Genomic DNA, 25,685 nt, shown 5'->3' with positions numbered 1-25,685 from the left:
TAGTTCGCTCCTTCCTACTGATTGTTAGTTTTAGCTACCGGCTGCAAACTTTGCCTTTGCCACTCTGCTAAACTCTTCCATTCATTATTAGCTTTAACATAGTATGTCGGGATCAGGTTCACTAAATGGCCGTGACTATTATCCTTAGTCAGCCTAAAGGCCACAATTATCCGCTGAATTTGCGAACGTTTCATGCCACTAGCAAATAACTTTTGCAAAACAGTATCAGTAGCTGGTAAATTACGCGTTTGGCCATCAAAGGGGATCGGAATTTGCAAATCAATATTGTTAAATGCAACTTGCATCGCCTCTGTCGTCAACATTGTCTTAACTTGAGGTGTATGTTGGCCCAAAAAGACAGGAATTCCTTCAATATAATTAGTGTAACTAGTTGCATCACCATTAGTATCAAAAAATCGTAAATCCTGTTCGCTCAAACCTAATTTGTGAACGTAATTAACACTAGCAAATAAACGTTCATTCTTAGTTACAGCCTTATTCTTTTCATACCGCGTGTACAAAAAATCATGGCGCTTAGTATTGGCCTTGGGCACTCTTAGCTTAGTGTAATAATTAAGCGTATATGTAATCCAACCTTTTTTACTTGACCGCGCAGTTACATTGGCTGTACCTAAAAGCCGCGATACAAAATAAGAATCTGTCTGTGTATTGGTCAAATAACTATAAACGCGCCAGCGACTAGCTTGAGTATAAAAGACTTCATAACAATTCTTCAACCGCACAAACTTAATCGGTGTTTTACTATGCGCCCCACGAGCGTAACTACGTAGTTTATCAAAATTAGCGCGAGCCAAAGCAACACGGTAAACAGTGTAAGTCTTGTCATTGCCAAGATATAACCACCTATTACTACGCGAAATAAAAATCCGACGAAAATGGGCGTTATCATTTTGCAAGTTCTTTCTTGTAAATAAATTAAGACTAATTTCATCAGGAAAAGTTAATTGCAGATAATCTGCATCATTAAGCAGTTGCTCATATTTAAACTGCGTTGTACTAACTTGAGTACTTTTTTTAAATTTAATTCCCCGTAACTCCCGGATAAATTCGAGTGGGATATTCTTTTTAGCATCATATAACCGATAGGGCTGGTCCTCCTTAAATCCGTACGAGCTAGTAGGAATATATAGATCATAAATTGAATTATTTCGGCGGCCACGCGCTTGCTGAGTTAGATTATTAGTTTGACTAATATGGTTAAAGTACTGATCATTAGTCATAATAAAAATCCACAGGATAATCGACAGGACAAAAACCGCCAGTGTACTTAGTAATAACAGAAAGTCTCCTAATTTAAATTTAGACCTCATCCCAATCATCCCCTTCACTCATCGGTTCATATGGTAGTGCAATATAGAAGATTGACCCCTTGCTTTCACTACTGTCAGCCCAAATCTGACCATGATGGGCATCTACAATTTCTTTAGCAATTGCTAAGCCCAACCCTGTACCACCTTGAGCACGCGCCCGAGCCTTATCAACACGGTAAAAGCGATCAAAAATTTTGCCCAAGTCTTCACGGGGAATGCCCAAGCCTTGATCAGCAATACTTAAAATTATTCGGCTCTGTTCTTGCTGCAATCGTACCTTAATCACACCGCCATCAGGAGAATATTTAATTGCGTTATTCATAATATTATCAATTACCTGAGCCATCTTATCAGTATCAATTTCAACCCATAAAGCTTGGGTCCCTAATTTACGCTTAATAGTATATTTCTTCTTGCCCTCTTTTTCATCGGTTTTGACAATCATATCGAAGCGATCCAGAATGTGGGCAACAAAATCATTAAAGTTCACCCATTCCAAATCAACCTTAGACACTCCACGGTCCATCCGCGACAAGCTGAGCAATTCATTAATCATCCTGATCATGCGCTCTGTTTCTTCTTGCGTAACCTGCAAAAATTGTGGCGCTACCTGCGGATCTTTCCATGCTCCCTCATTCAAAGTTTCAATATACGCATGCAAACTGGTTAGCGGTGTTCGCAATTCGTGCGAAACATTAGAAACAAACTGCTTTTGTGAATTTTCGTTTTTCTGCTGCTCAGTAATATCATGCAGAACACAAACACTACCAGAAACAAAACCAGTCACCCGTTTAATCAAGGAAAAACTAGCATGTAAAATTACCTCATCACGCGTTCCCGCATGCAATGTAATTACGATCCCTTTTTGACCAGAAATAAGGTCCTGAGAAGTTTCTTTTAGACCTAATACTGTCGCAATTGGCTTATTAATAATGCGTTCTTTAGTGGTATTCAAAAAATTCAGTGCCATCTGGTTAACAACGCTGACATTGCCATGACGATCTGTTGCTAAGACCCCATCACTCATATGGGACAAGACACTATCAAGCCGCCTTTGCTCACTTTCTGATTCTTCCTGTGAACGCTCAATGCGAACCGATAATGTATTGAATGATTGACCTAATTGTCCCAACTCATCATTAGAATAAATTTTTACTTGGCTTGAATAATCACCATCTGCAATATTTAAGGCTTGGCTCTGCATTTCCTCAATTGGCTTGGTAATCGCATGGGAAACAACTAGTGACAGGATTGCCCCCATCACTGCAGCAATTAACGACGTCACGAGAAACATAAAAGAAATATTACGCAAATTATTAAAAACGCCCTGCATTGAAGCTCGCACATAAATCGCGCCCACTGTGTTAGCCGAACCGTTACTGCCAGTTAACGGTGTTACTTGCACCATATGATCATTAATAACTTTGGTAGCCTCCCGACCAGTCGAAGTTACTTGCTTAACTAAAAAATTATTAACCCGCTGACCAATTCGGCTTTTATCATTCAAGTTAGAAACTGCACGAATAACGTCCTTATTATCAACCACAATAATTTCACTAATTGTATTAGTCCCATTGCTGTAGTCGCTGACAATCCGGTTCAAATTAGTGTTCGCCCGTTTATTATCCCGTAAAAGCTGTACAGATAGCTGGTTAGTAACAATCAATGGGACTTGAATTGACGACTGAAAATTTTCAATACTATTTTGTTCCAACTGCCGCGTAAAATATGCACCAATGACCTCAATGGTGGCAATAATCATCGCCATAAAAACAATGGCCAGAGTTGTATTAATAGAAATAAATAAATGTTTAAATTTGCTTTTGATTTTTTTCATCATTGTACATTATTAGATAGTAAAAAAAGCCGCGCACTAAAAAATAGTCCGGCAGGCTTTTTTCTTCATTATTCTTCATTTGGTTGTTTGACGTAATAACCTACACCACGACGGGTTAATAAAATCTGTGCTTGAACAGGATTATCCTCGATTTTTTCTCGTAAACGGTGAACTGTCACATCAACGGTCCGCACATCACCAAAATAATCATAACCCCAGACAGTCTGCAGTAAATGCTCTCGCGTCATTACCTGTCCCATGTGTTGTGCTAAGTAATAGAGCAATTCGAATTCACGGTGGGTCAATTCGATCTTTTTGCCGTTTTTTTCAACAATATAAGCATCTGGCATAATTACCAAGTTGCCAATTGTAATGTTCTTAGTCACTGTATCTTGATTAGCGTCTTCAACTTTTTTAACAATATCGCGGCGACGCAAATTGGCCTTGACCCGAGCAACCAGCTCACGATTAGAAAACGGCTTGGTCACGTAATCATCAGCGCCCATTTCTAAACCCAAAACTTTGTCAATCTCGGTATCCTTAGCTGTTACCATGATAATCGGCATATCGTGGGTCTGTCTAACTTCACGAGCAACTTCTAAACCGTCTTTTTTAGGCAGCATCAAGTCCAAAATCATTAGATCAGGATTGTATTCATCGACTTTCTTAACTGCTTCTTCACCATCATAAGCAGTGTCAACATCAAAGCCTTCTTTAGTTAAATTAAATTTGATAATATCAGAAATAGGTTTTTCGTCATCAACAACGAGAATCTTCTTTGGCATCGAAAGTCCTCCTTTTAGTTACATTATACTGGTTTTTAGCCTTTTAGCCAAAAAAATTAGTGAAATTTAACAAAAAAGCTTGCAATTCAGAAAGAATGATAGCATAATAGTTTCTGTTGGTTATTTCTAATAATAACTTGGGTGGCTAGCTCAGCTGGCAGAGCAACGGACTCTTAATCCGTGGGTCCAGGGTTCGAACCCCTGGCCACCCATTAACCTAGAAGACAGCGATCATTTATTTGATCGCTGTTTTTGTATTGTCGTAAACCATATTTTTTAAAAAATTATGCTAATTTTAAATTTTTTAACTAAAAATGCTTGTCAAAACTAAAATTAATTGCTAATATATTTAATTGTCAACAGAAATATGACTTGGGTGGCTAGCTCAGCTGGCAGAGCAACGGACTCTTAATCCGTGGGTCCAGGGTTCGAACCCCTGGCCACCCATCTAATAGAAATAGCACTGCAAGTAATCGGTGCTTTTTTTATTGCTATTTTATAAAAGCGCTTTATAAAATATATCCTCCTGAATTTATTTCAGACATATTATTATCGGGTAAGAAAATGAGATTCAAAAAAATAATTATTGCTTTGTCAACTGCATTCTTAATGATTGTCCTTGCTAAAACTCCAACAACTGTTCATGCAAAATATGTTGGTCTTTACGCAACCCCAACTGAACTAAGAGGCAACTGGTACCAATATGTCGATAACGGCTATGGTACTTATAAACTCAATCACTGGCACATTTTCAAACATGCAATTAAGCTTAATGGTAAAACTTTAATTAGCAGCCAAAAACATGGTACCAAAAAGTTGTATGTTACACTTTGGCATGAAAAAGGCGGCATAGTTTACAGTTTTAACAAAGCAAATTATCATTATCAAGACCTTGGTGAATTTTGGCTGTCAAAGAGAAAAATTCATGGTCGCCGTGTTATGAAGAGCTATTACAACATGGGCTACTTTGAAGTTTACACTAGGGCTAAATTAAGACATAATTATTGTTACGAAGTTAAGGGTAGTACTTACTTAAAGAAGCTTGGACAATAATTCCTAAATAAAATTTTATTTGCAAACAGGCTGAGCGATCCCAATGGATCGCTTTTTTTGTTTCATTAAACAAAAAGTGCCCTATCAGTAAGTTGATGTTTAACTACCAATGAAGCACACTAATGATCTCTACCTTATAGAAACTATATTTAGCTATTTTTCTTTGCTAAGTAATATGAATAAATTATCGGTAAAATTCCTACAGCAATTAAAACAGGAACCACTAGCCACGGAATTTGATAAAAAGATAAGACCATTAAGACTAGCCCAGATAACACACTAACCCAGCCGGCAAAACGATTAGTTTTGCGCCAATTTTCTGAATTAGACAATGTCCACGGCAAGCGAATACCAGCAGCATGATTTGGCTGCACTTTGGGTAAAAAATTCCCTATCAAAATCAAAATAATTCCTAATAACAGAGTAATAATCATGCCGATTTTTACATGATAACCTAAATTAAAAGCATAAATACTAAAACTAACTACTGTCGAAATTAACGGTATCAACCATAGACTAACAATCATAAATTTATGATTAACCTTTTGCTTAAGAACTTTTACCCCAACAAACCACTGCAATATTAGCATTAGTACGGGTAGGCCCCAAACTACAATATTCTTATTTAGCCAACCATTAGCTTGATTATTTAGACCAAAATGGGTTGCTAAAGTACTCGGTAACTTAGACCAAAAAAGCAGTCCTATTATTAATGGAACCAAAATAAGTAAACTTGTCACTAACATTGTTCTACGATAATTATTTTTCATCATTATCTCCTTTTAAATCAATTAACCATGTCATTATTTCTTCTAAAATTGATGTATTTAACGAATAATAAATAAAATTTTTTTCTCGTTCTTCAAAAACTAAATCAGCCTTCTTCAAAACATTTAAGTGATAAGAAATTGTTGCCTTGGTCATGTTAAAATGAGCAGCAATTGCGCCAGCTGACAGACGATCAGCCTTTAACAATTGTAAAATTTGGCGCCGTACGGGATCAGATAAGGCTTTAAAACTAGCTTCAAAACTCATCCAGTAACCTCTTTTCTAAGTATTTAGATTATTTTCTAATTAGATATTTATCTAAATACTAATCCCTACTAGTAATTTTTGCAAGCGGATACAAAAAATAAATAATTATGCCTAGATTTTCTTGACAATCTATTTTCACTGTAATACTATATCTTATATAATATTGGAGGAAGAAATAGTATGACAATACAAATACCTACCCGACTTTTAGACGGCGCGGTGTTATCTTTTCTCAAAGTTGAAGACCTTTACGGTTATGCCCTAACACAAAAAGTACAGGCAGTTTTTGACATTTCAGAATCGACAATCTATCCCGTTTTAAGACGATTAAAGAAAAATGGTTATTTAGAAACTTATGATGAGCCTTACCAAGGTCGTAATCGGCGCTATTACCGTTTAACTGACCCCGGAATTAAGTTACTGCAAGAAATTCAGACAGAATGGCAGCAATTTAGTGGCAAAGTTAATCACATTTTAGGAGAACAACATGGAACAGGTAATAAATGATTATATTTTAGAAGTTGAAGGCAATTTGTCAGCTTTACCCAAACAAGACCGCAAAGATGTCATTGAATTTTACCGTGAATTTTTATTAGATGGTGAATTTAACGACCGGACGGCAATTGAAAAGGAGCTAGGTACCCCGCAGCAATTGGCTCGCAAAATTGTGGGTGATTATTCAGTTAACGAGTCAGGTGAAACAAATACTGAACACAGTACTACTCCATCTTCATCGTCTAGCAATGTGAAAACTATCTGGCATATTATTGTCGGTATTTGTGCGGTTCCAACAGGAATAATCATTGGAATTCCGATAATCTGTATTTTTATTGGCCTTCTTGCTGGACTAATTGGACTATTTATCGGTTTCATTGGTCTAGTGGTAGGTATATTAGCTGGTGGTGCTTTTGCAGCACTTATCAGCTTTAACTTTCTCTTTACTAGTAACTGGGCCGTTGGACTATTTTATCTTGGCGCTGGATTAACTTTAATTAGTATTAGCCTGTTTCTGATTCCAATATTGATTATTATCATTCGCTTTTTAATTGCTAAATGTGCTCAATTTGCCCGTTTTCTAGGTAAAAAACTATTTAAAAAGCACTATTATCAAACTAAATCGGCAAATAAGGAGGTCTAACTAATGAAAAACTTTTACAAAATTGGTGCTGGTGGTTTAATTATCGGCTTAATATTACTCATAATTGGTTTTAGCAATCATGGCTTGCAAGCAGTTACGGGCAATAGCCTAGCTCATTGCCACGTTGTATCGAACCAAAGTGCAACTAGCAAAACTAATCCCCTTAAGCCCTTCAACCAAATTGATCTTAAGGACGCTAATATTAACAATACTAACACCACAATTTATATTCATTCCGGCAAAAAATTTCAGGTTAAAACAACAACTAATGCTGCCAAATTTACAACTAAAGTAGTTAATCATAAATTAACTATCGTAGAAAAAGACGCTCAACAAAAGCAAATTAATTTCAACCTGAAGAAGGCTAAAAATACCGCACAGATTGAAATTACTATTCCAACTACACAAACTTTGAATGAAGTTAATACCTTGCTTAACCACAGCAATGTTAAACTCGCCAACATAAACATTAAAAGGCTCTCACTCGATCAAGAAGAAGGCAATGCAACACTAAATAATGTTAAGGTTAGCCAATTTTCATTCATCAAATACGCTGAAGGTAACGTTTCTGCCACAAATTCCACTCTTAACAATACTGATTTTGAATTCGATGGCCCGTTAACGCTAACCAAAGTTACCTTAACCGGTAAGAATTCACTTAAAGCAAATGATAATGACATCAAAATTGCTGATTCCCAGATTAATAATATTAATTTAGACACTAATCAAGGAAAATTATCTGCCCAAAATAGCGTATTTGCTTCCAGCAAGGCCACCTTTAATAAAGGTAATATCCAGTTAACGAATTGCTCAGTCACTGGTAACAATTCATTTGTCATTACTAAAGGTAACTTTTCTTTAACACCAATGCCAACTAAAACTAACTATTCACTTGCTGCAAATAATGGTCAATTAACTTATGCCGGCCATGCAATTACAAACGCAGAAGCCAGTAATTTCACCCAACAAACACCGCATGCTAAGAATAACTTAATTGTCAAAGTCGCTACAGGTGACATTACCCTTAAATAAATAATTATTACAATATGGTAACTATGCTTTCTTAAATAATCAACTAATAATTAAAAAGTATATAATTAGGTAAGAAATTATTTTTTGAATGTGGGAGAGCTAACATGTCCCAGATAACTGATAATTATATTAAAGAATTAGCGCATTGTTTAACAGCTCTACAATTGGGCAAGCAGTGTGATGCACTCGAATTTTACCGTGGCTTTTTACTTGATGGTGACTTTCAAACAATAGAAGAAATTAAAAAGGAGCTTGGCAGCCCCAGCGAATTAGCCCAACAGATACAGGCTGATTATCATCAAAGTGCCTCAGCAGTAGCTGCTTCATGCGTGCAGGATTTAGCTAGTGACAATTATGTTCGCGGCTTTCATCTTGAAAAAAATCCTGTCCGTAAACGAACCCTTGCACCCGGAATTTTTACCCAAATCAAGCTTAATTTACGCAAGGCTAATCTCTTTATTCATTCTGGTAAGCAATACCAAGTTGTGATCATGGACTACAATAGTCGGCCCATCAATGTCAAAGTCATTAACCAAACCCTCTTAGTTGATGAACAACCCGCCAAACAAGGCAAGCAGCTAATCACAATTAATTGGAAAACGCCAGCTAGTCACGTAGAAATCACCGTTCCTAATAAAGACACATTATCTAAGATCAGTGGTCACAATAATAATGGTGTTATAACAATACAGAACTTGCAATTGCAAAATGTTACTTTATTGCAGGATAATGGTAATACATTACTTAATAATGTAACAATTAAGCAGGAATTTACCCTTCATTCACAAAACGGTGACCTGACAATTACCCAAACTACAGCTCACGAAATGTCATTAAGATTACGTAACGGCAATATCAATATTGAACGTAGCTGTATTAAATTATTGCTCCTACAAATGCGCAATGGGAATTCAAATATTAGCCAGTGTAATCTGACCTTAACCTTAGACACACAAAATGGCGATATTAAAATCGCACGCAGTCAACTAACCAGCGAAAATCTGATTAGATCAAAAGCTGGTAATCTATTTTTAAAGCAGCTTGCTCACGATGCCAGTTACCATTTACAATCAACACATGGCGATATTTTTTATCACCAATCAAGTGTCGGTAGCAAATTGTCCAGTAAGATTGCCTCAAATGATTCTTTAAAGGTCATTTCAACAGATGGCGATATCAATATTATATAATATAACCAATGTAATCATTTGCTTTCATTCTGCAACCAAATTATTTTCTCTAATAATTTAGCTGCAGTTTTTATATTCTCACTCAAAGTTATTTCGATTTCGGTCTTAATTCCGACCCACTTTTTAATCTTGCGCAATTCATGATAAAATTACTTAATGACATTTTTGAAGGAAGGCGTTTATGGTTAATCGCAAATATTATTATCAGCAAACGACTGATGATATTGTTGCCAGCAAGCAGCAGAATTATCAGTTACCTAGCAACTATGCCATTTTTCCGACAACTAGGCTTAAAAAAATCTGGGCCAAAGTTCTACGGCCTCTTGCGTGGCTAATCAGTCACATTTACACTAAATTCATTCTGAAAGTTCACTTTGTCGGTCGCGAAAAGCTAACTGCCAATAAAAAACAGGGCTTCTTTATTTATGGCAACCATACGCAGACATTTGGCGATGTTGTCATGCCGCTAAGCATTCTCCCTGCCCAAGATTATTATGCCCTTGCTGCACCAGCTAATTGGGGCATCCCTATCTTAGGCAAATTAGTTTTACCTTACTTTGGTCTACCTGTTAGCCACGAACGTAACCTTTTTAGGCAGTTAATTACGGCTGTTAAGCAAGTAATTACAGCTAAAAAAGTCGTCGTCATTTATCCTGAAGCCCATGTTTGGCCGTATTACACTAAGATTCGTCCTTTTCCAGCTACTAGTATGCACTTTCCTGTAACATTAAATGCTGCAAGCTATGCCATGACGACAACCTATCACAAACCTAAATTTGGCCATAAGCCACACGTGATTGTCTACCTCGACGGGCCCTTTTACCCAGATACTCATCTGCACAAAAAACAGGCGCAGGAAAAATTACATGACCAAATCGTAACTGCTATGAATAAACGCGCAGCTACAAGCAATTACAACTATTGCACTTATCACAAAATAAATTAAGGAGTTCTTTTAATGAATATTCTTTTTTGCGGCGATCATCAGGCTGAGGACGGCATTCTAATTGCCATCCTTTCCTTATTAAAGAATGCTGGAACCGATGAGCTGCATATTTACATTCTAACAATGTATGCCCAAAGTTATAAAAAGAAGTTTCAGCCCTTCAGTAAGCATGCCGCTGATTATCTAAGTTCACTTTTAACTACCAAAAATCCGCAAAGCACTTTAAAACTAATCGATTGTACCGGCTTATTTGCCAAAGAGCCACCGTTAGCTAACATGGGCACCCATTTTACCCCCTATGCAATGCTCAGGTTGTTTGCTGATGAAATTCCACAATTACCAGATAAAATTTTGTATTTGGATGCCGACGTGATTGTACGGCGCAGCTTACAAAAATTCTATCATCAAGAGCTAAATGATGCTGAATTTGTTGGTGTTCTTGACTATTGGGGCCGGTTTTTCTTCCATAATTTTCACGAACATAAAACCTTCGACTATATCAATTCAGGTGTCTTATTACTCAATTTACCAAAAATTAAAGAAACTCGGCTCTTTGGCCGCATTCGGCGATTATTACAAACTAAAAGCGTTTTTATGCCAGACCAAACCGCTCTCAATTTTTACGCCCAATACAAAAAAATTGCACCAAGGCGTTATAATGAACAATATAAATTAAAACCTGACACTGTCATCCAGCACTTCTCAACTAGTTTTCGTTTTCTGCCCATTTTTCACACACAAACAGTTAAACCATGGGACGTTGAGCGAGTTCATAAGGTACTGAAGCTGCACGAATACGATGACATTTTGAACCGTTACTTGCAATTACGTGGTAACCTTGTTCAAGATTAATATTTTGGAGAAAAATTTTATGACAATTCCCGTTTTTTATTCTATCAGTGATGACTTCACCAAATATGCGGCAGTTTCACTTAATTCGCTAATTAAACATGCTAGTTCCGACAAAGATTATACTGTTTATTTTCTTAGCCAAGATTTATCAAAAGCTCATCAACAGGATCTTCGTAATTTGGGCACTAACAACGTCCACATTGATTTTCTAACAATTGATGATCAGATTGTTGCCCCTATCCAAAATCGCCAGGAGAACTATCTCCGAGCTGATTTTTTCACGATGTCAATTTTTTATCGTTTGTTCATTCCGGACTTGTTTCCCCAATATGACAAAGCAATTTATATCGATAGTGACACGATCGTCAATGATGACATTGCTAAGCTCTATGAAACTGAATTAGACAACAATTTATTTGCGGCCTGCACAGATTCATCAATTCAGTATGTTGCCAAAATGGTTGCCTACATTAAAGATGTTTTAGCACTTGACCCGAAAACATACATTAATTCAGGTATGTTAATCCTTAACTGCAAAGCATTCCGTGAAGAAGGCTTTATCAGCCACTTCATGAAACTACTAGAGCAATATCACTTCGACTGTATCGCTCCAGATCAAGATTATCTTAATGAAATCTGTGATGGTCGCATTTTGCATCTTGATCCGAAGTGGGATGCCATGCCCAACGACAACACTGAACCGCTTGAGCATCCCAGCTTAATTCACTACAACCTCTTCTTCAAGCCATGGCACTTTACCAATATTCAGTATGAACAATACTTCTGGGCCAGTGCCAAAGAAACCAAATTTTATCCTGAATTACAGGCAGAACTTGATAATTATACCGACAGTGAACGTGAAATTGACCGCCACAAGCTTGATTTTATGCTCACTAAAGAAGATAAAACAATTAAGGACCCACATAATTGGGCTCAAGTAAAGAAACAAGGACCTGTTACTTTATGATCATTGGCGACAATCGCGAACGTGTAATTCACAATATTAAAGAAGCAGCTAATCAGGGTAACTTAAATGCTAAAGTTGAAGTTGGTGACCCCGTGCTCTCACTACCAGAACGCACAGAACTAGTTAACGCTTTCTGGCATGAGCGACAAACATTGAAAGGCAAGCTAAATAATTGCATCGGTCATACTTTTTATAGTATTTTAACCAAAATTTTTACTGCCTCCACCGAATTTACTGGGCTTGAGCATCTGAATGAACTGCCACAGGGCGGTGCTATTATCACGGCTAATCATTTTAATCAGATTGACTCACTGCCAATTAAACGCTTAGCTAGCAAAACACACCATCAGTTGGCAATTGCTATTGAAGATACTAACCTCAAACTGCCCGGAATTTTATGCTATTTGATGAAATATGTTGGTACCATCCCGTTAGTTAAAAGCACCGGCTACATCAAGAGTACTTTTCCTAAGCATCTTCATGATGCACTAACCCAAAATAATTGGGTACTTATCTATCCTGAACAAGAAATGTGGTGGAACTACCGAAAGCCGCGAAAATTGCAGCGTGGTGCCTACTATTTTGCAGCCAAACAAAATGTGCCGGTTATTTCTACCTTCATTGAATTACAAACTTTACCCAAATTAGAAAAAGATCACCCTAATTTTTACCAAACTAGGTATGTAGTCCATGTTTTACCCACAATTTATCCTGAAACTAGTGTTGATCCCAATCAAGATTCTAAGCGTATGCTGAAGCAAGATTATCAACAAAAAGTTGCGACATACGAACATATTTACCATCGTAACCTTGATTATACTTTTACCCCTTGGGACATTGCTGGTTGGCGTAAATAATAAAAATATGCGAGCATATAAATAGACTTATTTATTTAATTGACTTATTCTAATAGTTAATAAGAGATGTATCGCTCTGAGCAGAAAGGAGTGTTCTTCATGGAGAAGTTCACAAAAGAATCTTTAGCAAAATTTGATGGTAAAAACGGCAACTCAGCTTACGTTGCAATTGATGGTAAAGTTTACGATGTTACCGGTAATGCTCACTGGACTGACGGTGAACACCACGGCAATTTAGCAGGTCGCGATCTGACTGATGAAATTGCTCAAGCACCTCACGGTAAAAGTGTTTTGGCTAAGTTAAACCAAGTTGGTACTTACGAAGACTAATTACCAATTATTAAAAAAGCAGATGTCTTAATTGACACCTGCTTTTTTTATTTGACCAGCGCTTTAATTAAACGAGCGATATTTTCCGCTGTCATCATGACATCCCGTTTAGCGTTCCTAAGTGCCGCAGGCAAAGCTTCCGCCCCTATTGGCGTTGCAAAAATCGCATTAATTATATCCTGATTATACAATTTAGCAATACCTAGGCCAATATTGCCAGCAAGGGCAATAACTGGTACCTTAGGCATGATCTGTTTAGCTGCTAAAGCAACACCATAAGGTGTTTTACCAAATTTCGTCTGGTAATCAATCCCACCTTCACCCGTAATGACCAAGTCAGCACCTCGTAATTTTTGTTGTAAACCACTAAATTGAATAACTATCTTAATTCCTTGAGCCATTTTTGCATCTGTAAAAGCGAGTAACCCGCCACCAAGACCACCGGCAGCACCAGTACCCGGAAGATTTGCAATATCTACCTGCATGGCCTTTTTGATAACTGCCGCATAATGTGCAAGATTACTATCTAACTTCGCAACCATTTCCGGTGTTGCTCCTTTTTGCGGACCAAAAACATAACTAGCTCCAGTAGGACCAATCAGTGGATTAGTCACATCTGAGGCAATCACAACTTTCACTTGTGCCAGCCGGGGATCAACTGTACTGGTATCAATTCTAACCAATTTACCCAATTGGCCACCACCAAAAGGCAATTCCTGATTATCTTGATCCAATAATTGATAACCTAGTGCCTGGGCCATACCCGCACCACCATCATTAGTCGCTGAACCGCCAATGCCCAAAATAATTTGATCCACACCGTGATTCAAAGCACTAATAATCAGTTGCCCCGTGCCAAAAGTTGTCGCAATTAATGGATTATGCGTTTCATCAGTGACATATTGCAGCCCACTAGCTGCTGCCATTTCAATTACTGCAGTATTAGAGTTGCCAAGAAGGCCATAAGTCGCCGTTACGTTTTGCCCTAACGGTCCAACAACTTCTTCTTGAACAAACTGACCAGCAGTTGCGGCTGTGAGGGCAGCTACTGTTCCCTCGCCACCGTCAGCCATTGGCACAAGTACATATTCGGCTTGCGGCAAAATTGGCTGCATCCCCTGTTTAATAGCATTAGCAACTTCGGCAGCAGTCAAGCTTCCCTTAAATGAATCTGGCGCAATCACAATTTTCATGATTGGTTTCCCTTCCTAATCAAAATTGACTAATCACGAACTTATTTTTACAATATTTATATTAATCTACTATTTTTTTAAAATAAAGAAGTACCTCATGACAAATTCAATCACTCAAAATGCATTGCGTGCACTTTTATACGAAGTCGCCACTGAACCCAAACCTGGTCTTGTTGATCCTCATCATTCTGGACCTCATCCCGACATGAATATTTATACCTTTATCGATAGCAGCTTAAGTTTAACGCAATATCTTACTGATGCCGTTATAATTGGTCGTAATTTTAAGCAGACCGACTTAAGACAGATGTTTTTTCTGTTACGACAAAAGGGAATTAGCGCTGAAAAAGCAATGTTTACGGCAACGGAAGGAATTAACACTCATAAAGGCGCAATCTTTGCCCTTGGTATTTTCACCTGTGCCGAAAGTTACAGTCAAATTCAAAATACTAACTTATTTACGACCATTCGCCACATGTGTTGCGGTTTGGTTAAACATGATTTAGGAAATCTGCACCAACCACAAACTGCTGGTGAACAAGAATTCATCAAATATGGTTATGGTGGCGCCAGAGCAGAAGCTGAACAAGGTTATCCACTCGTTGAAAAAGTAGCCTTACCATTCTTAAAAAATAGTACCGGCAGCTTGCAAGTCCGTTTGCTTGATACCCTCATGAAAATTGCTACCGTAGCTAACGATAGTAACTTAATTAAACGTGCTGGCAATCCACAAGTAATTAATTGGCTGCACCAACAAGCAAAAACATACCTAGCTTTAGGCGGTTATGCAACACCACAAGGCCGAAAAAAATTGCAGGAGCTTAATCAAGCATGTCTAGAGCACAATTATAGCTTAGGTGGCTGTGCTGATTTATTAATTGTGACTATTTTTGTTGGTTTAGAACAAGAAATTTTATAAAAATAAGAGCACTCATATTCAATATGAGTGCTCTTATTTTAGATTACTTTGTTACTAGTTAATGTTCTGAGGCGCCAGTTGCAGTATCAGTTGTTTCAATTTCACTGCAAGCTGTATCCGCAGCAATCCGACCGAAAGTAAAGATATCAGCTAGTGAGTTACCGCCTAGTCGGTTACCAGCATGCAAGCCGCCGGCGACTTCACCAGCAGCATACAAACCACTAATTACTTGCTCATGATCATTAAGAACTTGCGCTTTGGTGTTAATCTTCACACCACCCATTGTATGATGGATAGCTGGCTTACGTGGAGTAGCATAGAACGGCGCTACTTCACACTTCAAATGAAAAGCACTCTTACCAAATTCTGGGTCTTTACCAGCATCAACATAGGAATTATACTTTTTAATCGTTGCTACTAAAGTAGCTGGATCCATTCCTGCTTTTTGCGCTAATTCTTCAAGCGTATCTGCCTTCAACAATGTTCCAGCAGCAACTTGAGCATCAATCGATTCTTGCGTTGTGTTATAAGCTGTATCTTTAATTTTTTCATCAGCAATTAAATAGAACAAACCACCATTGGCAATTGCAGCTTGAGCTAAAGTATCACGTTCCGCAAATTCATTAACAAACCGCGCACCCTTTTGGTTTACCATGATAAAGTTCTCAGGTGGTGTTTGCAGACCCGTAAACAATTCACCCGTCTTAGGATCAGAAACCGGCATTAATTGAATGAAGCCCATGCCGATTAATTGTGCGCTAGCTTCTTGACCCAAAGCAATGCCATCACCTGTAATTGCCGGAGAATTAGTTGTTGCGATATCATCATCAATGTGTTTCCAGTAGGTATTGTACTTCTGCACCATTGGTGTGTTAGCACCAAAGCCACCAGAAGTTAGAATTACCTTTTGTGCTTTAATTGTTACCTGACTGCCGTTTTCTTGCTTAGCAACTACGCCAGTAACTTGACCATTATTGATAATTAAATGCTTGGCTCTAGTTTCAGTTAAAACTTTGGCACCGTGAGCCTTAATCCAATCACCAAGAACGTGAATAAACGCATAACCCATTGGTTCTACTGGTTTATGACCTCTGCGCCACAATGCACCAACAGGCATCGTTACGTCACTGCGGTCAAATTTAACGCCAAGATCAGTCAACCACTTAACTGAATCCAGAACATTATTAACTAATTCTGTAACCAAAGCATAGTTGCCATGAATTTCGTGACCATTTAGGTCCGTTCTTTTACCACCTAAATAAGTCTGAATCTCATGTAATAAAACAGAATCAAATAGATAGTCCCCATTAGACTGAACATAATCATTAATTTGTTGTTGTAACTTTTTAAAATCTGCTTGATATTCTGGATCGATATCAGTAAGTGGTGTTGCAGCTAACTTAACCAAGCTTTCCTTTTCACCCGGAAGAGCCTTAAATTGCTTTTGCCAATCTGGTTCTGCAGCATTTAATGGGCCGCCAGCACGAGTAGTATTACCACCAATTTGCGGATATTTTTCTAGAACAATAACTTTTTTATCATTCTGAATTGTGCGCGCTGCGGCTGCAAGACCAGCACCACCGGCACCAATCACAACCACATCAGTTGTATATTCAACATCTTCACTGTCAGCATTACTTGGTTTAGCACGGTTTTGCCATTCGGCAGCATCGCCACCAGCCTGCTCAATCGCTTGCGCAACACCAGAAATTACCCCATTACTAGAAATTGTTGCCCCACTGACAGCATCAACATTCAAAGTTTGATTAGCAACGATTTGCTTAGGCAGTCGAGCAAAAACTTCATCAGCTACACCCTTAGTTTCACCACTAGAATCAATCTTAATATCCTTAATTTTGTCTTCAGAAAGTGTCACTTTCATCGGCATGAAGCTTGAACCATGGCCTTTGGCCTTAACATCATATGTACCTGGTTTCATCATTAATTCTCTTCCCCTCTTAAACACTTAATAAATAAATTTTACTAATTTTGTAGTAATAGGTAAAATACTTTTATGACAACCATGTCATAACAATTTTGTTATCAGGAGAAACAATGAAAAATCCAGAAATTTTATTACACTACATTGATGTCCTACTTAAAGAAAGTAATTTTACCAAGGCCGCACATGAACTGTACATTTCACAACCATATTTAACTCAACTGATCAAAAGATTAGAACATAAATTAGGTACTCCAATCATTAATCGCCAAAGTATTCCCTTTACTCTGACTAAAGCAGGAATAATTTACTATAAGTATCTTGAAACAACTATTGCCAACAAACAAACTTTATTTCAGCAGCTTACGCCTTATGTGCACCCAGACCAAGAAATAATCCGAATTGGTATTCTAGATAGTCTCGGCACCTTTTTATTACCTGAACTGCTGCCTGGCTTCTTGAAAACAAACTCAAATATTAAAATTCAACTATTTGAAACTTCACCCAGAATAAGTGAAGCTCAATTACTGCATGAACAAATTGATTGTTATATTGGTCAAACACCTGAATCACTTAATCAAGGATTAGATTTTTACGTTAATGGCGGTGAAAACTATTTCGTAATAATTCCGCCCAACTCACCACTTTTTAAAAAAGGTAGATTTATTCTTAAGCCGAATGAATACAATATCCAGGATATTCTAAACCAGCCATTTGTTGTTAGTTCAAGTAATTCCGCTATTCGTCATCAAGTTGACGGTATCTTTCAAAAATTTCACATTGAACCAAATATAATTTTGGAAAGCAATAATATTATTACAACTACTAACTTAGCAATTAAGGGAACTGGATTAACTATTTCAGCTGCAAGTATCATTAAAAGGATGGCACAAACGCCAATTAATCTACTACCGCTAAACCCTAATCTGATACAAATAAAATATTTTATTGCAATCAAGCATGGTATCAAAATTAAGAATGGTGTTAAAAAGCTAATTACCAAATTTCAAGAATTAAAAATTCAACCTAATATTAAATAGTACACAAAAAAGAGGATCCAATAGATCCTCTTTTCCTTGCTTGCTCCGGCTGTCAGACTCGAACTGACGACATCTTGATTAACAGTCAAGCGCTCTACCAACTGAGCTAAGCCGGAATATTAAAAAAGCACGGCAGCGTCCTACCCTCGCAGGCAGTCTCCCACCAACTACTCTCGGCGTGAAGAAGCTTAACTGCTGTGTTCGGCATGGTTACAGGTGTTTCCTTCTTGCTATTGCCACCGTACTTTTTCTGTTTGAGTTCTTACACTCAAAACTAAATATAATCTCTTAAAAAAAACTTACTTACAATCCCAGATTGCTCAAGCTCTGGTCAAGTCCTCGACTGATTAGTACTAGTCCGCTCCAAGTCTCACGACTCTTCCACTCCTAGCCTATCTACCTCTTAGTCTTTGAGGTGTCTTACTACTTTCGTATGGGAAATCTCATCTTGAGGGGGGCTTCGCACTTAGATGCTTTCAGCGCTTATCCCTGCCATACTTAGCTACCCAGCTATGCCTTTGGCAAGACAACTGGTACACCAGCGGTATGTCCATCCCGGTCCTCTCGTACTAAGGACAGCTCCTCTCAAATTTCCAACGCCCACGACGGATAGGGACCGAACTGTCTCACGACGTTCTGAACCCAGCTCGCGTGCCGCTTTAATGGGCGAACAGCCCAACCCTTGGGACCTACTTCAGCCCCAGGATGCGACGAGCCGACATCGAGGTGCCAAACCTCCCCGTCGATGTGAACTCTTGGGGGAGATAAGCCTGTTATCCCCAGGGTAGCTTTTATCCGTTGAGTGATGGCCCTTCCATGCGGTACCACCAGATCACTAAGCCCGACTTTCGTCCCTGCTCGAGTTGTCTCTCTCGCAGTCAAGCTCCCTTATACCTTTACACTCTGTGAATGATTTCCAACCATTCTGAGGGAACCTTTGGGCGCCTCCGTTACTCTTTAGGAGGCGACCGCCCCAGTCAAACTGTCCATCTGACACTGTCCTATATCTCGCTTAGAGATATTAGTTAGAGCAGCCATCAAACAAGGGTAGTATCCCAACATTGCCTCTGATAAGACTAGCGTCCTATCTTCTCTGGCTCCTACCTATCCTGTACATGTTTAACAGCTACTCAATATCAAATTGCAGTAAAGCTCCATGGGGTCTTTCCGTCCTGTCGCGGGTAACCCGCATCTTCACGGGTATTATAATTTCACCGAGTCTCTCGTTGAGACAGTGCCCAAATCATTACACCTTTCGTGCAGGTCGGAACTTACCCGACAAGGAATTTCGCTACCTTAGGACCGTTATAGTTACGGCCGCCGTTTACTGGGGCTTCAGTTCGAACCTTCGTCTTACGACTAAGCTCTCTCCTTAACCTTCCAGCACCGGGCAGGTGTCAGCACCTATACGTCGTCTTACGACTTTGCAGATACCTGTGTTTTTGATAAACAGTTGTTTGGGCCTATTCACTGCGGCTGGCTCTTACACCAGCACCCCTTCTTCCGAAGTTACGGGGCGATTTTGCCGAGTTCCTTAACGAGAGTTCTCTCGCTCACCTTAGTGTTCTCCACTCGACTACCTGTGTCGGTTTGCGGTACGGGCGCGTTAGCTCTCACTAGAAGCTTTTCTTGGCAGTGTGACTTCCAAACCTTCGCTACTTTAATTTCGCTCCTCATCACGACTCATGATTATTAAAAGCAAGCATTTAACTCACTCTCTCACTTATCGCTTGAACATGGCTTCCAGCGCCATGCGTTCTTTGCCTCCTGCGTCCCTCCTTCGTTTTTAACGATCTAACGCAGTACAGGAATCTCTACCTGTTGTCCATCGGCTACGCCTTTCGGCCTTACCTTAGGTCCCGACTTACCCTGGGCGGACGAGCCTGCCCCAGGAAACCTTAGTCTTTCGGCGGATAGGATTCTCACCTATCTTGCGCTACTCATACCGGCATTCTCACTTCTAAACGCTCCAACTATCCTCTCGATTAGCCTTCACCGCATTTAGAACGCTCTCCTACCACGTGTATTACTACACATCCACAGTTTCGGTACTATGCTTAGCCCCGGTAAATTTTCGGCGCAGCGTCACTCGACTAGTGAGCTATTACGCACTCTTTTAATGATGGCTGCTTCTAAGCCAACATCCTAGTTGTCTACGCAACTCCACATCCTTTTCCACTTAGCATAGATTTTGGGACCTTAACTGGTGATCTGGGCTGTTTCCCTTTCGACTACGGATCTTATCACTCGCAGTCTGACTCCAGTGCTTTGATATCTGGAATTCGCAGTTTATCTGAATTCAGTAACCCCTGACGGGCCCTTCGTCCAAACAGAGCTCTACCTCCATTATCATCCTCGCACCAGGCTAGCCCTAAAGCTATTTCGGAGAGAACCAGCTATCTCCAAGTTCGTTTGGAATTTCACCGCTACCCACAGCTCATCCCCGCAATTTTTAACTTACGTGGGTTCGGTCCTCCAGTGCGTTTTACCGCACCTTCAACCTGGCCATGGGTAGGTCACTTGGTTTCGGGTCTACATCAACTAACTATCTCGCCCTATTCAGACTCGCTTTCGCTACGGCTCCGTCTTTTCTGACTTAACCTCGCTAGTTAACGTAACTCGCCGGTTCATTCTACAAAAGGCACGCCATCACCCTTTAATGGGCTCTGACTACTTGTAGGCACACGGTTTCAGGTTCTCTTTCACTCCCCTTCCGGGGTTCTTTTCACCTTTCCCTCACGGTACTGGTTCACTATCGGTCACAATTTAGTATTTAGCCTTGCGAGATGGTCCTCGCTGCTTCAACCGGAATTCCTCGTGTTCCGGCCTACTCAGGATTCTGCTCAGCGTACTTTCAATTTCGCTTACGGGGCTCTCACCCTCTCTGGCTTATCTTCCCAGATAATTCTGCTATCTCCTGTACTACCTTCTTGCAGTCCTACAACCCCAATTGATAAATCAACTGGTTTGGGCTCTTTCCTCTTCGCTCGCCGCTACTAGGGAAATCGATTTTTCTTTCTCTTCCTGCAGCTACTTAGATGTTTCAGTTCACTGCGTCTTGCCCTAACTGACTATCTATTCATCAGCTAGTAATATGATCTCTCATACTGGGTTCCCCCATTCGGATACCTCCGGATCTCTGCGTACTTACCGCTCCCCGAAGCATTTCGCTGTTTGTCACGTCCTTCTTCGCCTTATTGTGCCTAGGCATTCACCGTGCGCCCTTCTTTTCTTGACCTTACTCAAGATACTCTCTCGGTCGCTCTTGCAATCTGTTTCTTTTCTTCAATGATTGTGTCTCGGTTTTTTTCTTGGATTATATTCAGTTTTCAATGTACTAACTCTTTTTGAGGTACTACCCTCAAAACTAAACAATGTTCGCGCCTTTCGTGTGCTTCCGTTGCTCCTAGGCTTCCTCTAGTATCTCTACTCTCCACCTATTCGCTCTTCCTTAGAAAGGAGGTGATCCAGCCGCAGGTTCTCCTACGGCTACCTTGTTACGACTTCACCCTAATCATCTGTCCTACCTTAGACGGCTGACTCCCCGAAGGGTTATCCTACCGGCTTTGGGTATTACAGACTCTCATGGTGTGACGGGCGGTGTGTACAAGGCCCGGGAACGTATTCACCGCGGCGTTCTGATCCGCGATTACTAGCGATTCCAGCTTCATGCACTCGAGTTGCAGAGTGCAATCCGAACTGAGATTAGCTTTAAGAGATTCGCTTGCCTTCACAGGTTCGCTCCTCGTTGTACTAACCATTGTAGCACGTGTGTAGCCCAGGTCATAAGGGGCATGATGACTTGACGTCGTCCCCACCTTCCTCCGGTTTGTCACCGGCAGTCTCATTAGAGTGCCCAACTTAATGCTGGCAACTAATAATAAGGGTTGCGCTCGTTGCGGGACTTAACCCAACATCTCACGACACGAGCTGACGACAGCCATGCACCACCTGTCTTAGTGTCTCCGAAGAGAACTTCATATCTCTATGAATTGCACTAGATGTCAAGACCTGGTAAGGTTCTTCGCGTTGCTTCGAATTAAACCACATGCTCCACCGCTTGTGCGGGCCCCCGTCAATTCCTTTGAGTTTTAACCTTTGCGTCGTACTCCCCAGGCGGAGTGCTTAATGCGTTAGCTGCAGCACTGAGAGGCGGAAACCTCCCAACACTTAGCACTCATCGTTTACGGCATGGACTACCAGGGTATCTAATCCTGTTCGCTACCCATGCTTTCGAACCTCAGCGTCAGTTACAGACCAGAGAGCCGCCTTCGCCACTGGTGTTCTTCCATATATCTACGCATTCCACCGCTACACATGGAGTTCCACTCTCCTCTTCTGCACTCAAGAAAGGCAGTTTCAGATGCAATTCCCCGGTTGAGCCGAGGGCTTTCACATCTGACTTGTCTTCCCGCCTGCGTTCGCTTTACGCCCAATAAATCCGGACAACGCTTGCCACCTACGTATTACCGCGGCTGCTGGCACGTAGTTAGCCGTGACTTTCTGGTTGATTACCGTCAAATAGATAACAGTTACTCTATCTATCCTTCTTCACCAACAACAGAGCTTTACGATCCGAAAACCTTCTTCACTCACGCGGCGTTGCTCCATCAGACTTGCGTCCATTGTGGAAGATTCCCTACTGCTGCCTCCCGTAGGAGTTTGGGCCGTGTCTCAGTCCCAATGTGGCCGTTCAGTCTCTCAACTCGGCTATGCATCATCGCCTTGGTAAGCCATTACCTTACCAACTAGCTAATGCACCGCGGGTCCATCCTCTAGTGACAGCTCGAAAGCCGCCTTTCATAGCTAGATCATGCGATCTTACTTCTTATTCGGTATTAGCATCTGTTTCCAAATGGTATCCCAATCTAGAGGGCAGGTTACCCACGTGTTACTCACCCATCCGCCGCTCGCGCTTTTATCTTCCTACCCGAAGGTATTCTGTTAAAATTGCTCGCTCGACTTGCATGTATTAGGCACGCCGCCAGCGTTCGTCCTGAGCCAGGATCAAACTCTCATTTTTAAATGTTTGTTTGAATGTTTGCTCATTCGTTCCAAGATTTGCATCTCGGATTTATTTGCTTGCGAAATTGACTTCGCTTTTTTGTTTTGGGTTCTTACACCCGCACACTTTTTGCGAAAACATTGTTCAGTTTTCAAGGTACTACCCGCTGATGCATTAGCTGCACCAGCGCTTTTTTATTTTAACAGAAGCAATTTCTTTTGTCAAGAACTTTCTTCTGCAACGCTCTTGATGAATTCTCGCTTCACTCAACAGCGTTTATTATCTTACTAAACCTTTCACTCTTTGTCAACTGCTTAGCTTGATATTTCTTTCGCCTTCAGGCTCCTTTGCTTTCCGCTCTCTTGCCCGACGACAGTTATTAATACTACCAACTTACTCTCTCTTTTGCAAGCTTTTTTTGCCATTTTTTTGAAATTTATTTTAAATCGTTGATATATCAGCTCTTATCATCACACAAAAATATCAGATCAAAATTCCTGAACAGTGATCTAACTCATGTTGAATCGTTTCTGCAGTAAATCCAGTAAAATCCTGCACCTGTTTTTTGAAATTTATATCCCAATATTCAACTAAAATTTTTTGATATCTTTTCGTAGTCCGTAAACCTGCTAGTGAAAGACAGCCTTCTTTAGTTGAATATGTCCCTGACCATTCCTTAATTTGCGGATTGATCATCACAATTGGTAAACTTCCCATATAAAAAGCAATGATCTGTTTATTAATCCCGATCATATTCGCAGCTAATCCTGCAGCTGCATTCCTCTTAGCTACTAATGTATCTCGCAAATCGATTGCAACTTGCCGATCTTGTTCAGTAGCAGGAAGTGCTTTTTGGCTCAGGAATAAAACATCTTTAGTAATTTCTCTGATCATTATTTAAAATTCCTTCCATATATAGCTCATTTTATATCAAAACTAATGACTCAATTATGTCAATTTGTATCCTAACAGAAAATAGATTGTTATAGAAATTTAACCTTTTTGCATATTTTTATTAACACGAACGTTTTATAATACAACTAATATCTTCGAGGGGAGCAAAATTAAATCTTGAAAAATAAAATTATTACATTAGCAGCTGCTTTAACTTTAGGTGTAGTTGCACCACTTGCTAGCGTGGCTACCCAAGCAGAAGCTGCAACTACTACAACAGGTAATCAGAATGATATGCATGACTTCGTCAGAAGTACATTGAAGCAACATCACATGCGCGGTAGTGTTGCCGTGATTAAAAACGGTGTCCCTCAAGCTATTAGTTATGGCTATGCTTGGTATGGCAAGAGAATCGGCAATGGCAATAACAACGTCGTCTACCCCACAGCATCACTGCAAAAAGTAATTACCGGTGCCATGATTATTCAACTAATCAACGAAAATTTAAATACTAATAAGTCGTTTTCTCAATATACCAAAATTTCTCGTTGGTATCCTAACTTAAAAAACGCTGATCAAATTACTGTTGGTAATTTGCTAACTCATACCTCTGGAATCACCGCAAGTAAAACTGAAATTAACCGCGGCTATAACTACTCCGAAGCTAATGCCGTTAATTGGGTTGTCAATAATATTAATGCTTCGCCAACTGGCCAAGTGGGAACTTATCACTATAACAATAGTAACTATATCTTATTGACTGGCATTATTCGTCAAATCACTGGGCAATCCTATGAAACCAATTTTCAAAATCGAATTGTTAAAAAATTAGGTCTACAAAATACTTACCTGTATCAAGATGTTCCCCATAACCTGACCGATCCAATTTCTTACTACTCAAATGGCGGTAAAAACTACCAACAATCAAGTTATGTTACACGTTCGCTGGCATCACAAATTCCGGGGGCTGGCAACCTATTCTCAACTCCCGAAGATTACTATAAAATTCAGGTTGGTTTAACCGATGGAACTATTTTAGATAAAGATGATTTTAATTATTTAACTCACCTAAAGAGCAAAATCACTGATTATTCCGGTGGTATGTACTTGAAGAATAATGACAATTTGAAGCTCGCTTATGGTAGTCTTAACAGTACCCATTTTGGTACTTGGGTACAATTGACCACTGATAATCAAAATGGCATTGTAATGTTCCTCAATCAAACTGATGATCAAGAAAATGACCAAAAGGATGTTGGTTACGCAATTTTACAGCACTTAAAGCAAAATACATTTGTTTCAAGATAAATAGTTAAATTTAAAAAAGCACTCAATTTTT

Annotated in this window: 21 protein-coding genes, 3 tRNA genes and 3 rRNA genes; 15 read left to right on the top strand and 12 right to left on the bottom strand. The window is 39.6% G+C overall.

Features of this window, described 5'->3' with window-relative positions; translation table 11 throughout:
- Positions 1 to 14: 14 nt before the first annotated feature.
- The 3 genes from yycH to yycF all read right to left on the bottom strand — a co-directional run bounded on the left by yycH (position 15) and on the right by yycF (position 3,953).
- Positions 15 to 1,340: a two-component system activity regulator YycH gene (gene yycH / locus OZY43_RS00505; RefSeq protein WP_277164943.1), complete on the bottom strand. Its 1,326-nt coding sequence runs from the start codon at positions 1,338 to 1,340 to the stop codon at positions 15 to 17.
- Entirely contained in the window at positions 1,321 to 3,168 is a 1,848-nt protein-coding gene (walK, locus tag OZY43_RS00500; protein ID WP_277166284.1) for a cell wall metabolism sensor histidine kinase WalK, read from the bottom strand. The genes yycH and walK overlap by 20 nt, the downstream gene beginning before the upstream one ends.
- Positions 3,169 to 3,236: 68 nt before the next feature.
- A complete protein-coding gene (gene yycF, locus OZY43_RS00495) occupies positions 3,237 to 3,953 on the bottom strand; it encodes a response regulator YycF (RefSeq protein ID WP_277164941.1) in 717 nt (238 codons plus the stop codon).
- A gap of 139 nt (positions 3,954 to 4,092) precedes the next feature.
- Between yycF and OZY43_RS00490 the strand changes: the two genes are divergently transcribed.
- From OZY43_RS00490 to OZY43_RS00480, 3 genes are all read left to right on the top strand, one after another.
- Positions 4,093 to 4,165 (top strand) — tRNA-Lys (locus tag OZY43_RS00490).
- Positions 4,166 to 4,327: 162 nt separating this feature from the next.
- Positions 4,328 to 4,400 (top strand) — tRNA-Lys (locus OZY43_RS00485).
- 117 nt (positions 4,401 to 4,517) lie between these two features.
- Positions 4,518 to 5,006: a hypothetical protein gene (locus OZY43_RS00480; RefSeq protein WP_277164939.1), complete on the top strand. Its 489-nt coding sequence runs from the start codon at positions 4,518 to 4,520 to the stop codon at positions 5,004 to 5,006.
- Positions 5,007 to 5,155: 149 nt separating this feature from the next.
- Here OZY43_RS00480 and OZY43_RS00475 read toward each other — a convergent pair whose 3' ends face one another.
- Together OZY43_RS00475 and OZY43_RS00470 are read right to left on the bottom strand one after the other, a co-directional pair.
- A complete protein-coding gene (locus OZY43_RS00475; protein WP_277164937.1) occupies positions 5,156 to 5,779 on the bottom strand; it encodes an SdpI family protein in 624 nt (207 codons plus the stop codon).
- Positions 5,766 to 6,041 (bottom strand): autorepressor SdpR family transcription factor, encoded by a 276-nt coding sequence (locus OZY43_RS00470; RefSeq protein ID WP_277164935.1) that lies wholly within the window; start codon positions 6,039 to 6,041, stop codon positions 5,766 to 5,768. The genes OZY43_RS00475 and OZY43_RS00470 overlap by 14 nt, the downstream gene beginning before the upstream one ends.
- Before the next feature lie 180 nt (positions 6,042 to 6,221).
- On the opposite strand from OZY43_RS00470, the gene OZY43_RS00465 reads away from it, so the two are divergent.
- From OZY43_RS00465 to OZY43_RS00425, 9 genes are all read left to right on the top strand, one after another.
- Positions 6,222 to 6,548, top strand: a complete 327-nt coding sequence (locus OZY43_RS00465; protein WP_277164933.1) for a PadR family transcriptional regulator — start codon at positions 6,222 to 6,224, stop codon at positions 6,546 to 6,548.
- The gene (locus OZY43_RS00460; protein WP_277164932.1) at positions 6,529 to 7,179 is read left to right on the top strand and encodes a DUF1700 domain-containing protein; all 651 of its coding nucleotides are present in this window, start codon (positions 6,529 to 6,531) and stop codon (positions 7,177 to 7,179) included. Before OZY43_RS00465 ends, OZY43_RS00460 begins: the two co-directional genes overlap by 20 nt.
- A 3-nt stretch (positions 7,180 to 7,182) precedes the next feature.
- Entirely contained in the window at positions 7,183 to 8,211 is a 1,029-nt protein-coding gene (locus OZY43_RS00455; RefSeq protein ID WP_277164930.1) for a DUF4097 family beta strand repeat-containing protein, read from the top strand.
- A gap of 104 nt (positions 8,212 to 8,315) precedes the next feature.
- On the top strand, positions 8,316 to 9,401 hold the full coding sequence (locus OZY43_RS00450) for a DUF4097 family beta strand repeat-containing protein (RefSeq protein ID WP_277164928.1): 1,086 nt from the start codon (positions 8,316 to 8,318) through the stop codon (positions 9,399 to 9,401).
- 181 nt (positions 9,402 to 9,582) lie between these two features.
- Positions 9,583 to 10,347, top strand: coding sequence for a 1-acyl-sn-glycerol-3-phosphate acyltransferase (locus OZY43_RS00445; protein ID WP_277164926.1), 765 nt, complete (start codon positions 9,583 to 9,585; stop codon positions 10,345 to 10,347).
- 12 nt (positions 10,348 to 10,359) lie between these two features.
- Entirely contained in the window at positions 10,360 to 11,199 is an 840-nt protein-coding gene (locus OZY43_RS00440; RefSeq protein WP_277164924.1) for a glycosyltransferase, read from the top strand.
- 19 nt (positions 11,200 to 11,218) lie between these two features.
- Positions 11,219 to 12,166, top strand: coding sequence for a glycosyltransferase family 8 protein (locus tag OZY43_RS00435; RefSeq protein ID WP_277164922.1), 948 nt, complete (start codon positions 11,219 to 11,221; stop codon positions 12,164 to 12,166).
- On the top strand, positions 12,163 to 13,023 hold the full coding sequence (locus OZY43_RS00430) for a lysophospholipid acyltransferase family protein (protein WP_277164920.1): 861 nt from the start codon (positions 12,163 to 12,165) through the stop codon (positions 13,021 to 13,023). The genes OZY43_RS00435 and OZY43_RS00430 overlap by 4 nt, the downstream gene beginning before the upstream one ends.
- 99 nt (positions 13,024 to 13,122) lie before the next feature.
- Positions 13,123 to 13,353, top strand: a complete 231-nt coding sequence (locus tag OZY43_RS00425) for a cytochrome b5 domain-containing protein (RefSeq protein ID WP_277164918.1) — start codon at positions 13,123 to 13,125, stop codon at positions 13,351 to 13,353.
- A gap of 47 nt (positions 13,354 to 13,400) precedes the next feature.
- Here the strand turns inward: OZY43_RS00425 and OZY43_RS00420 are convergent, their stop codons facing one another.
- A complete protein-coding gene (locus OZY43_RS00420) occupies positions 13,401 to 14,546 on the bottom strand; it encodes a glycerate kinase (RefSeq protein ID WP_277164916.1) in 1,146 nt (381 codons plus the stop codon).
- A gap of 97 nt (positions 14,547 to 14,643) precedes the next feature.
- Between OZY43_RS00420 and citG the strand changes: the two genes are divergently transcribed.
- Positions 14,644 to 15,465: a triphosphoribosyl-dephospho-CoA synthase CitG gene (gene citG, locus OZY43_RS00415; RefSeq protein WP_277164914.1), complete on the top strand. Its 822-nt coding sequence runs from the start codon at positions 14,644 to 14,646 to the stop codon at positions 15,463 to 15,465.
- A gap of 58 nt (positions 15,466 to 15,523) precedes the next feature.
- On the opposite strand, the gene OZY43_RS00410 is transcribed toward citG, so the two are convergent.
- The gene (locus OZY43_RS00410) at positions 15,524 to 17,404 is read right to left on the bottom strand and encodes a flavocytochrome c (protein WP_277166281.1); all 1,881 of its coding nucleotides are present in this window, start codon (positions 17,402 to 17,404) and stop codon (positions 15,524 to 15,526) included.
- A 116-nt stretch (positions 17,405 to 17,520) separates the two neighbouring features.
- Here OZY43_RS00410 and OZY43_RS00405 point away from each other — a divergent pair, with 116 nt between their 5' ends.
- Positions 17,521 to 18,447, top strand: a complete 927-nt coding sequence (locus OZY43_RS00405; protein WP_277164912.1) for a LysR family transcriptional regulator — start codon at positions 17,521 to 17,523, stop codon at positions 18,445 to 18,447.
- Between the two features lie 43 nt (positions 18,448 to 18,490).
- Here the strand turns inward: OZY43_RS00405 and OZY43_RS00400 are convergent.
- The 5 genes from OZY43_RS00400 to OZY43_RS00380 form a co-directional block, all read right to left on the bottom strand.
- A tRNA-Asn gene (locus OZY43_RS00400) sits at positions 18,491 to 18,563 on the bottom strand.
- An 11-nt stretch (positions 18,564 to 18,574) separates the two neighbouring features.
- Positions 18,575 to 18,691: ribosomal RNA gene (gene rrf, locus OZY43_RS00395) — 5S ribosomal RNA — on the bottom strand.
- A gap of 83 nt (positions 18,692 to 18,774) precedes the next feature.
- Positions 18,775 to 21,685: ribosomal RNA gene (locus OZY43_RS00390) — 23S ribosomal RNA — on the bottom strand.
- 217 nt (positions 21,686 to 21,902) lie between these two features.
- A 16S ribosomal RNA gene (locus tag OZY43_RS00385) occupies positions 21,903 to 23,470 on the bottom strand.
- The 16S, 23S and 5S rRNA genes sit together here with 1 tRNA gene alongside, the layout of an rRNA operon.
- A gap of 465 nt (positions 23,471 to 23,935) precedes the next feature.
- Positions 23,936 to 24,346 carry a peptide deformylase gene (locus OZY43_RS00380; protein WP_277164910.1) on the bottom strand — a complete coding sequence of 137 codons (411 nt, stop codon included), beginning with the start codon at positions 24,344 to 24,346 and terminating at the stop codon, positions 23,936 to 23,938.
- Positions 24,347 to 24,589: 243 nt separating this feature from the next.
- Here OZY43_RS00380 and OZY43_RS00375 point away from each other — a divergent pair, with 243 nt between their 5' ends.
- Positions 24,590 to 25,654, top strand: a complete 1,065-nt coding sequence (locus OZY43_RS00375) for a serine hydrolase domain-containing protein (protein WP_277166409.1) — start codon at positions 24,590 to 24,592, stop codon at positions 25,652 to 25,654.
- Positions 25,655 to 25,685: the final 31 nt, after the last annotated feature.

The organism is Lactobacillus sp. ESL0785 (assembly GCF_029395455.1).
Lineage (GTDB): Bacteria > Bacillota > Bacilli > Lactobacillales > Lactobacillaceae > Lactobacillus.
Note: the sequence above shows the minus strand (reverse complement) of the source record. Positions and strands in the feature narration are given on the sequence as shown.